The sequence below is a fragment of the Acidovorax sp. A79 genome, from assembly GCF_041154505.1.
Lineage (GTDB): Bacteria > Pseudomonadota > Gammaproteobacteria > Burkholderiales > Burkholderiaceae_C > Acidovorax.
On sequence record NZ_AP028672.1, the window covers coordinates 2,116,968 to 2,130,852 of the forward strand.

Here is a 13,885-nt window from a genome sequence, read left to right on the forward strand (position 1 = left end):
GGCAAGCCGGTGCGTGAGGCCGCGCCGCACAAGAAGGCCCTGCCACGGTCGGCCACCATCGCGGCACAAGGCGATGGTTCCATGGTCCCACCCGCGGCCTGGTTCAGTGCCCCCCTCGATGTACGTGGACACCTCGCATCCACGTCATGAGATCCAGATGACTGTTCGTCGGCGCGTGGGTCGCTTCAAGGTGTGTTCTGGACGCCTTGGCTCCGCGCCGAGTGGGCTTGACGAAACTGGCGTTGTGGTTGGGCTTCGACGGACTGTCCGCCGCCAAGTTGTCCAGGATTGCGCAATGCGCATGGTCGTCGCCAGCGCACACAGAAACCAACTGCTCCAACGCCGATTTCATCTCGACAATCTCCCGCAGCTTCTCCTCCAGATCCGCCAGATGGCGCTCGGCAATCGCTTTCACCTGCCGACTGGTGCGGTGCGTGTCGCCCCATTGGCCGATCAACTCCGCAATCTGTGGCATGGAGAATCCGAGGCGGCGCGACTGCCGGATGAAACGCAGTACCGAAACTTCACGTTCACCGTACTTTCGATAGCCAGACTCGCTGCGCTCGGCTTCTGGCAACAATCCTGTTTGCTCGTAGTGGCGGATCATCTTGGCCGATACGCCTGCCGCTTTGGCCGCGTCGCCGATGTTCATGAGTGTGGTCATGGATGCTCCTGTGCAATGAAATAACCCGGTAGCCAGGACTTTCCTCCTTGCCACCGTGTCAATGTCAAGCTCCCCGGACGTTCCTTTTTTATCCGGACCGAATCAGGCGGGTGGGTATCCGGCCTCGGTCAGTGCCTCGGCCAGTGTCTTGCGGTCTTCCGCGCTTTGCACCGTGACCATCCGCCTGGACATGTCCACCCGCACCTTGCAGTCAGGGTCTGCCATCTGCAGCGTCTGGTTCACCATCCCCGCACAGTGTCCGCAGGTCATGTCGGGAAGTTGGAATTCGTGCATTTTTCACCTCTGGGGAAAAGTTAAGAGGTGCCCAGTCTCCGGTTTGCCACAGGGGCAAGGTCAAGTGGCCGGATGGTGGCCTGTCCAAGACATGCTGACTCGTTTGCGTCTCCCACCGTGGCAACCCTGAAAGTCCGGGCTGTGCCGGATACCGCCGGAGTTGAACACCACTTGGAGATTGCCATGAATACCCCCGTGAATGAAGCGGCCTCGTCCGCCGCCCTGTCGAGCGCACACCTGAATCTCCCGATTCTGGGCATGACCTGCGGCTCCTGCGTTGGGCGGGTTGAAAAGGCACTGAAAGCCGTACCCGGTGTCCGCGAGGTGACCGTGAACATTGCCACGGAGCGCGCCACCGTGGTGGCCGCCGCCACGGTGGCAGTCACTGCTCTGGCTGCGGCCGTGCAAAAGGCGGGATACGCAGTGGCGGAGGAATCCATGGAGTTGTTGATCGGCGGGATGACGTGCGCTTCGTGCGTTGGACGTGTCGAAAAGGCGCTGAAGGCCGTGCTTGGCGTGAAGCATGCCGAAGTCAATCTGGCCACCGAGCGTGCGCAGATTCGTTTCGATGCAGGCTTGCCACCCGAACGTCTGGTAGCCGCCGTTGCAAAGGCGGGCTATGAGGCCCAGATGGTGGATGCGAGCACTCCGGCTGAACCCGCGAATCAGTCTGCGCCTTGGTGGCCGGTCGCGCTGGCGGGGGGCCTGTCCGTTCCTCTGGTGTTGCCCATGGTGGGCATGCTGTTCGGCCAGGACTGGACACTCAACGGCTGGATTCAACTCGCCTTGGCCACGCCAGTGCAGTTCTGGCTGGGAGCGCGGTTTTACCGTGCCGGCTGGAAGGCGCTGCGTGCAGGGGCAGGAAACATGGATCTGCTGGTGGCGCTGGGTACGTCGGCCGGGTACGGCTTGAGCTTGTATCTGTTGTTCAAGCACGCCGAGCACGGCACCCCCCACCTGTATTTTGAAGCCTCCGCAGTCATCGTCACGCTAGTCCTTCTGGGGAAGTGGCTGGAGGCCCGGGCCAAGCGGCAAACCACTGAGGCCATCCGGGCGCTGCATGCGCTGCGCCCGGAGATTGCGCGCGTGCGCACTGATGCCGGTGACATCGATCTACCGCTTTCACGTGTGAAAGTAGGTGATACGGTGGTTGTTCGTCCAGGGGAAAGAGTCCCGGTGGATGGTGCTGTGATCGAAGGCGCCAGCCAGGTGGATGAGTCATTGATCACCGGGGAGAGCCTGCCCGTGGCGAAGCACGTCGGTGACAAGGTGACAGGGGGCGCAGTGAACGCGGAAGGCTTGCTGCTGGTGCGCACCACCGCCATTGGCGCTGAGTCAACCCTGTCGCGCATCGTGCGCATGGTGGAGTCGGCACAGGCCAAGAAGGCTCCCATCCAGCGGATAGTGGATGAAGTGAGTGCGGTCTTTGTGCCCGTGGTGCTCGGCCTTGCTGCCATCACACTGATGGGCTGGGGCTTCGCCACTGGCCACTGGGAGCAGGCGATCCTCAATGCCGTCGCGGTACTTGTCATTGCGTGCCCTTGTGCGCTCGGCTTGGCGACTCCCACCGCGATCATGGCGGGCACCGGTGTAGCAGCACGCCACGGTATTCTGATCAAGGATGCCGAAGCACTTGAAGTTGCCCACCGCATCGACACGGTGGCGTTCGACAAGACCGGCACCCTGACAGAGGGCAAGCCCACCTTGACGGCAGCGATACCCGCCGAAGGCCACCGGGATCAGCTGTTGCCGTTTGCGGCCGCCATTCAGAACGGCAGCGAGCATCCGCTGGCGAAGGCGGTGATGGATGCAGCGCGCATCCAGGGCGTGATCGTGCCTCGGGCCACCGAGGTCACTGCCGTGTCTGGCAGAGGTATGTCTGCTGTCGTCAAAGGACGCCAGATCCGCCTGGGAAGCACGCGTTACATGGATGAGCTAGGCGTCAACACGGCCAGCCTGACGGTGACCGCCGCACAGATGCAGCACGAAGGCCGCACTGTGTCCTGGTTGGCCGACGTGACCGATGCGCCAGAAGTGGTGGGACTCTTGGCGTTTGGAGACACCGTCAAGCCCAGCTCCCAACAGGCCATTGCCCAACTGCACCGCCTGGGCATCCAGACCGTCCTGGTCACCGGGGACAACAAGGGAAGCGCAGGCGCGGTGGCCCGCGCCTTGGGCATCGATCAGGTTCGCGCCGATGTGCTGCCGGAAGGCAAGGCGGATATCGTGGCCCAGCTCAAGGCCGGTGGCAGACAGGTGGCGATGGTGGGTGACGGGATCAACGACGCGCCCGCTCTGGCGGCTGCAAACGTGGGAATTGCCATGTCCACGGGCACGGACGTGGCCATGCATGCGGCGGGGATCACGCTCATGCGCGGAGACCCTGCGCTGATCGCGGATGCCATCGATATCTCCCGGCGTACCTACGCAAAGATCCGTCAGAACCTGTTCTGGGCATTCGCGTACAACGTGGTCGGGATTCCCCTGGCGGCATTGGGACTGCTGAATCCCATGGTGGCCGGAGCTGCCATGGCCCTGAGCAGCGTGAGTGTGGTGACCAACGCTCTCATGCTACGGTCCTGGAAGAAGTGAGGAACGACCACGGCAGAAAAAGAACCGCAGGCGCTGAGCCACCCCACCCTCGGTGCCTGGCCACCAGATATCGATCTGCCCGGAGTTCTCCCAGGCATCGCCCCCTCATGCCGAGGTAGCGCATGGTCGATTCCAGCCTGGAGTGCCCTGCACCGACAAGTGACTACCTATCTCTCGCTCAGTTTAGATATGCGTCGTTTGAGAGCCCAAACAACGAAAGCACAACGATTGAAAACCTGCAGCAAGGCTCTTGAGCATCGTGGGACGCTAGGAGGAGCCCAATTGCACCAGCGCGTTTTGGAGGGCTGTTCTGAACCTCGGGTCCATCACCGCCCCCACGTTATAGCGTGACCATGGCGAGGTCGCGGAGGTGTCAACGCTGAAAATCCTGCCCGGAGCCAACCGGATGTTGTGTGGGCGCAGCGAATCTGCAAGGGTCATCGAATCATCCACCCCGGGCATGGATACCCACAGGTAAAGGGACTGGGCGTTCTTTGCGAAGATGTTCGCTCCTACAGATTCGAACAGCGCGCGCGCACCCTCCGTCGCTTCGCCCAGCCGACTGCGCAACCGGGTCAGGTGTCGTTGATAGTGGCCTTCGCTCAACATGACATCGACGGTCCGTTCGCAATACTCAGAACTGCTCACGTGGATCAGCGCTTTCAGATCGGCAAGGTCACTGGCCAAATCCGCGCCGCAAGCAATGAAGCCCACGCGCAGTGCGGCCGAGAACGATTTTGAGAAGCTGCCGATGTAGATCGTGCGCTCGAGTTGGTCCAGAGAAGCCAGGCGTGGCGACGAGGTCGGCTTGAAGTCCGCAAGCGGATCGTTCTCAACGATCAGCAGGTCGTATTTCTGTGCCAGCTGCAGAACGCGAAATGCCTTTGCCGCGGACAGGTCCGAGCCTGTCGGGTTGTGTGCGAGCGACTGCGTAAAGAAGAGCCTGGGCCGCTGGGTGATCAACAACTGCTCCAGGGCCTCCAGGTCCGGTCCATCGTGCAGGCGTGGCACGCCCAGCACCTCGGCGCTGGCCATCTTCAACTTGCCGAACAAAGGGTAGTAGCCAGGGTCATCCACCAGAACCTTGCCGCCGGGCGGCACGAAGTAGCGAATAACGATGTCCATCGCCTCATTGGCACCGTGCATCAGTACGATCTGCCGCGGTTCGGCGCCGATCCCAAAGTCCGCGAGTTTGCGCACCAAATGCTCACGCAGCGGCGCGTACCCGAAGCGGCTGCCATAGCGGAACAGGGAGCCCAGCCCCGTGCGCACGACTTTCTGGTGGTACTTGTCCAGCCTCACATCCGAAAGCCATTCGACTGGCGGGAAGCCATCGGCGATTGCCAAGGCGCCCGGCTCGTTCTTGAGCTGCTCACGCATCAGCCAGACGATGTCCATGGCTCGCCCCAAGCTTCCCGCCTCGTCATCGGCCGCCCTGGAAGGCGGTTTGTCGACCACGAAGTACCCAGCACCGCGGCGGGGTTCAATCAGCCCACGCGAAACGAGCAATTCAAATGCGGTGACCACCGTGTTCTTGGCGTACTTGTGGAGTTCGGCCATCTCACGCAGCGAGGGCAATTTGTCGCCGACCTTGTAGGCACCGTCGCGGATCTGCCGCTCGATGTCGTCGGCGACCGCGACGGGCAAGGTAACCGATCTGGGGCGACGTGTCTGGGAGCTTCCTTCAACTGTCATTGATCAACTATGACACATCGCCGGTCTTTGCCCGGAAAGCAAACTGTTTGGCAAAACTGTACCTTCACTATTTGGTACGGCGGTTTTAAAGTTTGCCCATACCGTATCCACCACCCAGTAGACACCCAATGGTCGATTCACGACTCCCCAATTTCCGCTCACTCACCCCTGCGCAGCGCCTGGAACATGTCGCACGCATCACCAACCTGTCCGAGGGAGACGTCGCGCTCATCAACCAGCCCGGCGCGCTCAGCGTCGAACGTGCCAACGGCATGGTGGAGAACGTCATCGGAACATTCGAACTTCCGTTCGGCATCGGCGGCAACTTCCAGATCAACGGTCGCGATGTCCTGGTACCGATGGTGGTCGAAGAGCCGTCCGTCGTGGCGGCGGCCTCGTTCATGGCCAAGCTGGCCCGCGACTGTGGCGGCTTCGAAACCTCCAGCACGGGGCCGCTGATGCGTGCCCAGGTGCAGGTCATTGGCATCACCGACCCCTATGGCGCCCGCCTGGCGCTCCTGAAGCATCGTGACGAGATCCTGGACGTCGCCAACAGCCGCGACAAGGTCCTCATCGGCCTGGGCGGCGGCTGCCGCGACATCGAGATCCACGTGTTCCCCGACACGGCCCGCGGTCCCATGGTCGTCATGCACCTGATCGTCGACGTGCGCGACGCGATGGGTGCCAACACCGTCAACACCATGGCCGAATCGGTTTCGCCCCTGGTCGAGAAGCTCACGGGCGGCACCGTGCGGCTGCGCATCCTGTCCAACCTGGCCGACCTGCGTCTGTCACGCGCCCGCGTGCGGCTCACGCCCGAAACACTCAGAACCAAAGAGCGCAGCGGCGAAGAGATCATCGAAGGCGTGCTCGATGCCTACACCTTCGCAGCCATCGATCCGTACCGCGCGGCCACGCACAACAAAGGCATCATGAACGGCATAGATCCCGTCATCGTTGCCACCGGCAACGACTGGCGCGCGGTCGAGGCCGGCGCCCATGCCTACGCCTGCCGAAACGGACGCTACACCTCGCTGACGACCTGGGAGAAAGACACCCAGGGCGCGCTGGTCGGCACCATCGAAATGCCCATGCCCGTGGGCCTGGTGGGCGGCGCGACCAAGACACACCCGCTGGCCCGGTTGTCGCTCAAGATCATGGGCGTCAGGTCGGCGCAGGAACTGGGCGAGGTGGCCGTCGCGGTGGGCCTGGCCCAGAACCTCGGAGCGCTGCGCGCCCTGGCCACCGAAGGGATCCAGCGCGGCCATATGGCCCTACACGCACGCAACATCGCGCTGGTCGCAGGGGCAACGGGTGACGAGATCGAAGTCGTTGCCAGGCGCATGGCCGCGGAGCACGACGTACGCACCGACCGGGCGGTCGTCTTGCTTGAAGAGCTGCGCCAAAACTAAGACAGCCGCCATTGCCGGCGGGGCGGCTGATTCCGCCGGCCTCGAAGCCAGCCAGACCGTTCACCCATCTCATAACTTGGAGACTATCGACATGACACAACCTCAGGTCAAGCGCCGCACCGTGCTCGGTTCCCTCGGCGCCACGATGTTGTCAACGTGGGCGTGCCCCACGCTCGCACAGGGTGCTGTGTTCCCCCACCGTCCGATCAAGATCATCGTCCCCTGGGCTGCGGGGGGCGGCGGCGATGTGATCGTGCGCCTCATGGGCACGAGTCTTCAGAAGCGGCTCGGCCAGGCCGTCGTGGTTGACAACCGCCCCGGCGCCGTCGGAACCATCGGTAGCGTCGCGGCAGCGCGCAGCCCGGCCGACGGCTACACGCTCGTCTACGGCGGCATGGAGTCGCACACCATCGCGCCCCATGCGATGAAGAAGGCACCTTACGACCCCAAGAAGGAATTTGTTGCCATTGCGCCGCTGGGCTTCTTCCCTGCGGCCCTGGTCGTGAGCGCTTCACACCCAGCCAAGAACCTGAACCAGTTCCTGCAGATGGCCAAGGATGCCAAGACCCCGATGAGCTTCGGCTCGTGGAGCACCGCCACGTCCGGACACCTCATGATGGAGGCCCTGAAGGTGGCCAAGAGCGTCGATCTCCTGCATGTGCCCTACAACGGCACCGCGCCCCTGCTCAATGCCCAGCTGTCTCAACAGGTCGATTGTTCCATCAACGTCCTGTCGACCGTGGAACCCCACATCCGCAGCGGTACGCTGCGCCTGCTGGCGGTTTCAATGCCCCAACGCCTGCCGGAGTTTCCGGACGTCCCGACCCTGAAAGAAATCGGTCTCAATGTCGAACGGGGACCATGGGTGGGAATTTTCGGCCCGGCCGGAATGCCGGAAGACGTCATCTCGCGCGTGCACGAGGCAGTCGACGCCACCCTCAGGGAGCCAGCCATCGTCGAGCAGACCAAGAAGATGTTCTTCGTCGTCGAGCACATGGATCAGCGCGCGTACCAGAACTTCTATTTCAGCGAGATCGATCGCTGGGGCCAGTACGTCAAGACGGCCAAGGTGGCCATCGAGTGACCGTGTTGGCGTCGCTTGACGGCACGACGCTGACCGGACGGGCGACCTGCATCGCCCGGGCTTCGACCGGGTTGTTGCCCGGTCAGGAGAAAGGGTGTGCGCTCCAGGCCGGCCATGCCCGAAAAACGGGGCGCCCGTCGCTGCAGGCTGCGGCTTGCCGAAGCGCCCCGAGGCCGGTCATTCTCGCGTCTATCGGCGTGCGCCTGGCTTACCACCGGCGCACCAAAAAAAAGCCACGGGACGCGAGGCTTGCCCGCGTCAAATCAACCTCGTCTCTCGCTCCCAGAAAGGCGCTCGCAGCTTCTTCTTGTCGATTTTTCCAAAGGGGGTCGTTGGCAGCGCATCTGCGAAGATGATTTGCTTCGGTGCAATCAGCGGCCCCTTGCGTTCCCGCACGTAGGCGATCAGGTCAGCTGCCTCGGCTTCAGCCCCGTCCCGCAACACGACGAACGCCGCGACGGCTTCACCCCACGTGGCATGGGGCACGCCGATCACGGCGGCGGATGCGACAGCGGCATGCGCGGCCAGAACATCCTCGACCTCCCGCGGATAGACGTTCGAGCCCCCTGACACGATCATGTCCTTCTTGCGGTCCACAATCGACAGGCGGCCATGCGGATCGGAAAAACCGATGTCCCCGGTGTGCAACCACTCGCCAGCCAGTGCTTGCCGGGTGGCTTCCGGCTGCTCGAGATAGCCTTGCATCACCGACGGGCTTCGCACGCAGATCTCACCGATTTCGCCCGCCGCCAGCGGCTGATTGCTGTCGTCGAGAATCGCGATTTCGGCCGTCGCCATGGGGTAGCCACACGCTGCCAGGGATGCAGGATCGTCCAGATCATGATCCTTGCGGCGCAAGATCGCGATGGGGGTGCATTCTGTCTGCGCATAGACCTGGGAAAAGACCGGGCCGATGCGTTGAATCGCTTCCCTCAGGCGGTCCGGCGAAATGACGGACCCCGCATAGACCACGAGCTCGAGGCTGTCCAGGTCGAACTCCTCGAGTGGCGCATCCAGAAGCTTGTAGATCATCGTGGGCACCATCAGGGTTGCACTGATGCGCTCGCGCTGGATGATCTCCAGTACCTGGCCTGCGTCGAACTTCTTTATCAGATGGACAGTGCCGCCACGCATCAGCGTCGGTGCAATCAACTGTCCTGTGACATGGCTGATCAACGCGATCGCCAAATATTGCACGCCATCGGGCAGCTCCAGTTCGCTGTTCATGGCGATGGACATCAGCGCGACCTGACCTGCCTCGCGCACGATGGCCTTCTGGCGGCCGGTCGTGCCCCCGGTGAAATTCAACGTGCCGATGTCGGTCGCGATCGCCCGCTCGACCGGTTCGACCTGTTCATGCCGGGCGACAAGCGCCAGAAGATCGGCACCGGGTCCAGCCTCTCCCACGTGGAACACGGAAACGCCCGGGAGCGCCTCGGCGAGTTCATGGGCCCGCGTTGTGAATCCATCCGTGTCGATGATCAGGACGGTAGCACCCACATCGCGGATCTGGGACACCTGGGAGTCCAGCGAACTGAGCGGGTGCAGCCAGCTGGTGGCAGCGCCGAGCCCCTGTGCCGCGACGGACGCGCACCAAGTCTCGTACCTGTTTTCCGTCAGCAATGCGACGCGCGCGCCCCGGCGCATGCCGTGCGAACTCAGCACCGCCTGAACTTTCCCCATGAAATCGATGGCGTCTTGATAGAGAACTGCCAATTCGCCCTGGCGGAAGGCTGTGCGGCCCGGGTACTTGCGCAAGGCACGCAGCACCAACGAGAAGAAGGTGGGGGGGTGATGCAGTTTCATATGGCTAAAAATCCCGATTGGTTCTCAGTCCAGCTTGATCTTGCTGTGCGAGATCAACTCGGCCCAAAGTGCCTGCTCGCGCCCGAGATACTGCGCAAACGCGTCCCTCGATCCACCCACGGGCTCCAGCCCCAGGGCCTCGAGACTGCGCTTGCGGAATCCCGGGTCGGCGAGAACCTTGTTGACTGCGAGATTGACGCGCTCCAAGACCGCCGGGGGCGTGCCGGCAGGAGCGGTCAGCCCGATCCAGTTCTCGCCGGAGAAAGCGAATTTCTGTTCGCTGATCGTCTGCACGCCAGGGAAGAAGTCGGACCGCTTTTCACCCATCACGGCGATCGCGCGCAGCCTTCCGGTTTCGATGTACGGGGCCACTGCGACGTGCGCCAACATCGCGGACTGCACGTCACCCGCCAACAAGGCCTGCATCAACGGCGCCGAGCCGTTGTACGGCACGTGGGTCAGCTGGGTTCCAAACACACGGTTGTACTCGGTCAAGAACACGTGCGAGGTGCTGCCCGTTCCGAAAGTCCCCCAGTTGACCTTCCCGGGATTCGCCTTGTCCAGTGCAGCCAGTTCGCTGAGGTTCTTCGCGCCGACGCCGGAGGAGACCACGATCGCCGCCACCATGTTCGCCATGCGGACCACGGGAACCAGGTCAGTCTTCGGGCTATAGGGCAGCTTCGAGTACAGCTGTGGATTGAGCGACATGATGTCGCCGTTGCTGATGCAAAGCGTGTAGCCGTCGGCGGAGGCCTTCGCACACCGCGTCGTCCCGATGATCCCATTCGCGCCGGCCCGGTTATCGATCACCACAGGCTGCCCAAGCTCCTTGCTGAGCGCCTCCGCCATCGGCCGAGCGAAGTTGTCCAGCACGCCTCCCGGCGGGTACGGCACGACCAGTTGCACCGGCTTCGATGGCCACGCCTGGGAAAATCCACTCTGAAGCGTCAAAGCGAGTACAGCAGCTATCGCGACCTTCACGCCATTTTTGATACACATATTCGTCTCCAATTTTGAAGTTGTCAGCAGGCGCACGTGTCCGCCAGACCCGCATATTCGCGAGGCGACGGCCTCCTGGCAATTCACTATTGGAAAACAGCAGTTTCGCCCTGCTTAACCCCCGTAACGTATCAACTCACGGTGCTCTGGCTATCGCGTGCATCCGCGCGCAGCATCTCGACGAATTCACGTGCGAACGGTGGCAGTTCCTCCAATCCTCTGATGCAGATGTACTGGGGTCGAATCGACCACTCGTCCTCCAGGCTCACGATGCGGATGTTCATCGACTTCGCATGGCGTGCGGCTGGCAGATGGGTGAGCACGCCGACGCCGATCCGTGCCTGAACCATCCGGCACAGTGCTTCGAAATTGCCGACTTGGGCTCGCAGATTGATGTGTCGCCTGAGCATTTCAGCCTGCTGGAGCAAGAAGTTGTGAAGCGTGCTCGATTGGGAAAGTCCGACGTGGTCAAAATCCAGCGTCTCGGCAAAAGAAACAGAACGCCGCTCGGCCAGAGGATGTCCTGCCGGCACAGCGAGCACCATGTGATCGGTGCGATAGGGAAGAATCTCCAGACCAGTTGTGCCAACGTCTTCGAGGATCACGCCGACATCAACCACCCCTTCCGCAACCGCTCGAACGATGTCGCTTGAAAGGCGTTCCCGCAAGTCGATGCTGGTTCCGGGCCGACTTGCGAGGAACCGCTCGATCACAGACGGCAGAAATTCACTGATGGCAGTGGTGCTGGCCATGATCCGCAAGCGCCCATCGATGCCGTCGGAGATATCAAGCATCTCGGCACGCAACAGCTCGACCTGCTCCATGATCAGCCGCGCGTGCTTGATCATCGCCTGGCCCGCGGCCGTGAGCGTCAGCCCCTTGCTGGTCCGGTTGATCAGGCGCGTGGCCACCGATTGTTCAAGTTGCTTGATCCGATTGCTCGCAGCAGGCAGCGAGATGTGGACCTGTTCGGCAGCGCGCGTGAGGCTGTTGGTGTCTGCGATGCGCACCATCAGGCGAAGGTCGGCGAGATCGAAGTGGACAGAGCGCCTGGGCATGCCCTGTGGCCGCTCCTGGGGGCGGTCTAGCATGTGGATGACCAAATGCCGTCTTCGACATCCGGCCGCCTGCACTTTTCCATGCTGAAAGTCACCTTTCGTATTGTTGAATAGACGAGCGCCTGTGCAGCGGCGATGCTCGGGGACCGACAAATGATTAGTCCCGACATCATGCATTCCACCCCCGGCATCAACAAGACTCCCCTGCCCGTTTCACCCCTGGGCCGACTGAAGATCGCGATCACGATCGACGACATGCTGCTGCTTCGAGGGGTGCCAATGGCTCCCAGGCACAGTGTGCCATCAAACATTCGCGCGATCATCTCCGCCTTGAAGTCGCATGGCGTGGCCGGGGTTTACCAGTTCTCCAACACCGCCCCGATCGAAGACGACGCGAACTTGCTGGAGGTTTTCGACACGTGGGTCGAGAGTGGCCATCATGTGGCCAACCACACGCACAACCACCCACCGCTCAACTGGTTGGACGCAGACACTTACGCCCGCGATATCGAAGAGGCAGAAAAGTACCTTGGCCGCTACATCAACCAGGCGCCAAGGCGCTGCTTCCGGTTCTGCATGGATCTGTGGGGCGACACCGCGTGCAAGTGCGGAGCCATCCTGGACAGGCTCGAGGACATGGGCTACACGCCGGTCCCGGTCAGCATCGGATTCCACGACATACGTTGGAATGCGGCGTACTGCCGGGTATTGAAACGCGGTTCGCCCGAGGAGGCGGCGCAGATACGTCGTGCCTATGTGGCCAGCGCGCTGCACGAGTTGCGTGTTCACGCGGCAAACGCGAGGGCGGTGTTCGGCCGCGACCCGATCCACATCTGGCTGATCCATGGCACGTCCATTGCCGCGGACTGCCTGGAGGAAATCCTGGACTGCTTTCGGGCCGCAGCAGTCGATTTTGTTTCGCTGGATGACGCCATGGGCGACCCCATGAACGCCGAGGTTCCTCCACGGATCAGTCCGGAATTCATCTTCCAGGTCGAGAAATGGGCACTTTCGCTGGGCGTCCCCGTCAGCGACCCCATCCCGTCAATCCTCGACGACATCGAAGAACTGCATCCCGCACCGGGCGAAATGCAGGCTGAGATCACCTTGCGGATGCGTGAGCACATCGCATCCGCCACGGGAGCCAAGATACAGCCGATCCCTCTTTACCCCAACCAGCAGCACTAACACAGCAGCCACTTCCATGCAGCCCACATTCTTCGACCCCCACACATACGACGGCGTGCGCTACGAGCACTTCACGCAGGACATCGTGAACATCGCGATGTCGCGACCGGCCGTGCGCAACGCGCAGAACATGGAGATGACGTACGCGCTGAATGCAGCGTTCGACCGCGCCGCGCAGGATGACGCAGTGAAGGTCATCATCCTCTCAGGGGACGGCGATCACTTTTCGGCCGGCCATGACATGGGCGGCGACCACAACAGAACCTGGCGTGACTTCCGCACGGTGGGCACCTGGGCTGCATTCGACGGCCCGGGCGTCGAAGGCCTCTATGGAAGGGAAAAGGAGATCTACCTGGAGATGTGTGAACGCTGGCGCAACCTCGCCAAGCCGACGATCGCGGTGGTGCAAGGGTCTTGCGTGGCCGGCGGTCTCATGCTTGCCTGGTGCTGCGACATGATCGTCGCGGCTGACGATGCCCGGTTTCGCGATCCAACGCTCGAGTTTGGCGTCGCAGGCGTCGAGTTCTTCATGCATCCGTGGGAACTGGGTTCCCGCAAGGCAAAGGAATGGCTGATGACCGGTGACTGGCTGACCGCTCAAGATGCAAAGCAATGCGGGATGGTCAATCAGGTTTTCCCGGCGGGTGCGTTGATGGAAAGCGCGCTGAACCTCGCCAAGAAGATCGCCAACAAGGGGAGTTTCGTCCTCAAGGCAGTCAAGGAATCCGTGAACCATGCACAGGACGTCGGAGCGCGTCGCAATGCCATGATGCACGCATTCGGGCTGCACCAACTTTCGCACCACCACAACAAGCAGCAGTGGGGATTGCTGGTGGACCCTCAAGGAATCCATCCGGCTCTTCGCGAGAAAATCCGCGTCCGGTTCAATCTGCAGGCACTGCCTGGCACCGGCGACAACCGGAAATCCTGACCATTGAACGTGCCTTGAACTTGATCCCGACGCCCTGCCGCCGACGCAGGCGCCGGACCATCTGTTGCGAACGCAGCAATGGCCTCAAGGGCGAGGCGGTGGTGCTTTTCGTCCTTGGGGCCGTTCAGTTGCTGCATGCGCGCACCAAGCCAGTGGCCGCCA

11 protein-coding genes are annotated in these 13,885 nt (G+C 62.2%); 5 read left to right on the forward strand and 6 right to left on the reverse strand.

What is annotated here, in order from left to right; all coding sequences use genetic code 11:
* Positions 1-103: 103 nt before the first annotated feature.
* Entirely contained in the window at positions 104-664 is a 561-nt protein-coding gene (gene cueR / locus ACAM51_RS09630; RefSeq protein ID WP_369643419.1) for a Cu(I)-responsive transcriptional regulator, read from the reverse strand.
* Between the two features lie 102 nt (positions 665-766).
* Complete coding sequence (locus tag ACAM51_RS09635; protein ID WP_218296197.1) at positions 767-958, reverse strand: heavy-metal-associated domain-containing protein; 192 nt, start codon at positions 956-958, stop codon at positions 767-769.
* 183 nt (positions 959-1,141) lie between these two features.
* Here ACAM51_RS09635 and ACAM51_RS09640 point away from each other — a divergent pair, with 183 nt between their 5' ends.
* On the forward strand, positions 1,142-3,550 hold the full coding sequence (locus ACAM51_RS09640) for a heavy metal translocating P-type ATPase (RefSeq protein ID WP_369643420.1): 2,409 nt from the start codon (positions 1,142-1,144) through the stop codon (positions 3,548-3,550).
* Between the two features lie 267 nt (positions 3,551-3,817).
* Here ACAM51_RS09640 and ACAM51_RS09645 read toward each other — a convergent pair whose 3' ends face one another.
* Positions 3,818-5,245 carry a PLP-dependent aminotransferase family protein gene (locus tag ACAM51_RS09645; RefSeq protein ID WP_369643421.1) on the reverse strand — a complete coding sequence of 476 codons (1,428 nt, stop codon included), beginning with the start codon at positions 5,243-5,245 and terminating at the stop codon, positions 3,818-3,820.
* Positions 5,246-5,373: 128 nt separating this feature from the next.
* Between ACAM51_RS09645 and ACAM51_RS09650 the strand changes: the two genes are divergently transcribed.
* Positions 5,374-6,657: a hydroxymethylglutaryl-CoA reductase, degradative gene (locus ACAM51_RS09650; RefSeq protein ID WP_218339795.1), complete on the forward strand. Its 1,284-nt coding sequence runs from the start codon at positions 5,374-5,376 to the stop codon at positions 6,655-6,657.
* 91 nt (positions 6,658-6,748) lie between these two features.
* Entirely contained in the window at positions 6,749-7,741 is a 993-nt protein-coding gene (locus ACAM51_RS09655; protein ID WP_218296201.1) for a tripartite tricarboxylate transporter substrate binding protein, read from the forward strand.
* Positions 7,742-7,999: 258 nt separating this feature from the next.
* On the opposite strand, the gene ACAM51_RS09660 is transcribed toward ACAM51_RS09655, so the two are convergent.
* The 3 genes from ACAM51_RS09660 to ACAM51_RS09670 form a co-directional block, all read right to left on the reverse strand.
* The gene (locus ACAM51_RS09660) at positions 8,000-9,547 is read right to left on the reverse strand and encodes an AMP-binding protein (RefSeq protein ID WP_218339796.1); all 1,548 of its coding nucleotides are present in this window, start codon (positions 9,545-9,547) and stop codon (positions 8,000-8,002) included.
* Between the two features lie 24 nt (positions 9,548-9,571).
* Positions 9,572-10,582, reverse strand: coding sequence for a tripartite tricarboxylate transporter substrate binding protein (locus ACAM51_RS09665; protein WP_218339797.1), 1,011 nt, complete (start codon positions 10,580-10,582; stop codon positions 9,572-9,574).
* A 95-nt stretch (positions 10,583-10,677) separates the two neighbouring features.
* Positions 10,678-11,604, reverse strand: a complete 927-nt coding sequence (locus ACAM51_RS09670; RefSeq protein WP_369643422.1) for a LysR substrate-binding domain-containing protein — start codon at positions 11,602-11,604, stop codon at positions 10,678-10,680.
* A 171-nt stretch (positions 11,605-11,775) separates the two neighbouring features.
* Here ACAM51_RS09670 and ACAM51_RS09675 point away from each other — a divergent pair, with 171 nt between their 5' ends.
* Together ACAM51_RS09675 and ACAM51_RS09680 are read left to right on the forward strand one after the other, a co-directional pair.
* Positions 11,776-12,792 carry a polysaccharide deacetylase family protein gene (locus tag ACAM51_RS09675; protein WP_369643423.1) on the forward strand — a complete coding sequence of 339 codons (1,017 nt, stop codon included), beginning with the start codon at positions 11,776-11,778 and terminating at the stop codon, positions 12,790-12,792.
* A gap of 16 nt (positions 12,793-12,808) precedes the next feature.
* Positions 12,809-13,723 (forward strand): enoyl-CoA hydratase, encoded by a 915-nt coding sequence (locus tag ACAM51_RS09680; RefSeq protein ID WP_218339799.1) that lies wholly within the window; start codon positions 12,809-12,811, stop codon positions 13,721-13,723.
* The last annotated feature ends 162 nt before the right edge of the window (positions 13,724-13,885 follow it).

Excerpts from the sequence above, each read along its gene's own strand:
- ACAM51_RS09670 (WP_369643422.1), bottom strand. The coding sequence starts at position 11,604 with ATGCCCAGGCGCTCTGTCCACTTCGATCTCGCCGACCTTCGCCTGATG.
- ACAM51_RS09660 (WP_218339796.1), bottom strand. The coding sequence starts at position 9,547 with ATGAAACTGCATCACCCCCCCACCTTCTTCTCGTTGGTGCTGCGTGCC.
- ACAM51_RS09655 (WP_218296201.1), top strand. The coding sequence starts at position 6,749 with ATGACACAACCTCAGGTCAAGCGCCGCACCGTGCTCGGTTCCCTCGGC.
- cueR (WP_369643419.1), bottom strand. The coding sequence starts at position 664 with ATGACCACACTCATGAACATCGGCGACGCGGCCAAAGCGGCAGGCGTA.
- ACAM51_RS09680 (WP_218339799.1), top strand. The coding sequence starts at position 12,809 with ATGCAGCCCACATTCTTCGACCCCCACACATACGACGGCGTGCGCTAC.
- ACAM51_RS09645 (WP_369643421.1), bottom strand. The coding sequence starts at position 5,245 with ATGACAGTTGAAGGAAGCTCCCAGACACGTCGCCCCAGATCGGTTACC.
- ACAM51_RS09640 (WP_369643420.1), top strand. The coding sequence starts at position 1,142 with ATGAATACCCCCGTGAATGAAGCGGCCTCGTCCGCCGCCCTGTCGAGC.
- ACAM51_RS09650 (WP_218339795.1), top strand. The coding sequence starts at position 5,374 with ATGGTCGATTCACGACTCCCCAATTTCCGCTCACTCACCCCTGCGCAG.
- ACAM51_RS09635 (WP_218296197.1), bottom strand. The coding sequence starts at position 958 with ATGCACGAATTCCAACTTCCCGACATGACCTGCGGACACTGTGCGGGG.
- ACAM51_RS09675 (WP_369643423.1), top strand. The coding sequence starts at position 11,776 with ATGCATTCCACCCCCGGCATCAACAAGACTCCCCTGCCCGTTTCACCC.